Here is a 1,169-nt window from a genome sequence, read left to right on the forward strand (position 1 = left end):
CCCTAGGATTGTTTGAGCAGGATCGGGTAGTTTGGCGGCCGGGACTGCGGCCCATCACAGCCAGCAGTCCCGGCGGCAGGCGACCGCCCTTAGGACCGGGTAACACCCGACGTCATCATGGTCCCTGCCGTCTTGTCCGCCATCGCTTGGAGAGTTGATTGGCCGCTGGCTTGCGCCACGCCCGCAAACAATCCGAAGCCCTACAAGGATACCACCAGCATGGCCTTCTTGCACCAACAACCGCAAATGTGCCTCGGCTTCGACATCGCCAAGGAAACCGTCACCGTCGCCGACGGGACAACCACCGGCACCATCCTCAATCAGCGCAGAGCCGTCCGTGATTTCCTGAAGAGCTACAGACACATCGACCTTGTCGTGTGCGAGCCGACAGGCGGCCATGAAAGCCTGCTGCTCGAAGAGTGCCTGCGCGCCGGCATTGCCTGCCATCGCGCCGACACGCTCAAGGTCAAGAGCTACATCCGCTCCTTCGGCACGCACGGCAAGAGCGATGCCATCGATGCCGCGATGTTGAGAGCCTACGGCCGTGAACGCTGGGCAAAACTGTCCCTTTGGCAGGCGCCCGATACCGATGAGACCAGCCTGCGCGCCCTGGTTCGCCGCCGCCAGGAACTCATCACCATCAAGGTCGCAGAGAAGAACCGCGCCAAGGCACCTGGCGGCCGCAAGCTCGCCACCTCTTTCGAGGCCGTGATCAAAGTCGTCGAGCGCCAGCTCCAAATCATTGATGCCCAGATCCGCGAAGTGATCGCCAACAGCAGCGCCCTTAAGCATCGAGCCGCCATCTGCACGGCCATGGGCGGTCTCGGCCCGATCGTGACCGCCAAGCTGCTGGCCATCTTGCCCGAACTCGGCTCCATGACACGCCGCAAAGCAGCAGCCCTTGCTGGCCTTGCACCACACCCAAACGACAGCGGACAAAAGCAAGGCTACCGCAAAATCCGTGGCGGGCGTCCTGATGTCAGAATCGTGCTGTTCATGCCAGCCCTGCGCGCCGCAGCGGGAAAGGGCGAATTCGCACCCTTCTACAAACGCCTCGTCACAAACGGCAAAAAGCCAATGGTGGCCATCGCTGCCGTCATGCGAAAGATCGTCGTCACCCTAAACGCTAGGCTCAGAGACGCCACCATTCCTCAGAGTTGATGACGAAG

1 protein-coding gene is annotated in these 1,169 nt (G+C 61.7%); it reads left to right on the plus strand.

The features are described from left to right. Positions 1-219 precede the first annotated feature (219 nt). The gene (locus FFS37_RS35655; protein WP_137935559.1) at positions 220-1,161 is read left to right on the plus strand and encodes an IS110 family RNA-guided transposase; all 942 of its coding nucleotides are present in this window, start codon (positions 220-222) and stop codon (positions 1,159-1,161) included. Positions 1,162-1,169 lie beyond the last annotated feature (8 nt).

The sequence above is a fragment of the Mesorhizobium comanense genome, assembly GCF_005503535.1.
In the GTDB taxonomy this organism is placed as follows: domain Bacteria; phylum Pseudomonadota; class Alphaproteobacteria; order Rhizobiales; family Rhizobiaceae; genus Mesorhizobium; species Mesorhizobium comanense.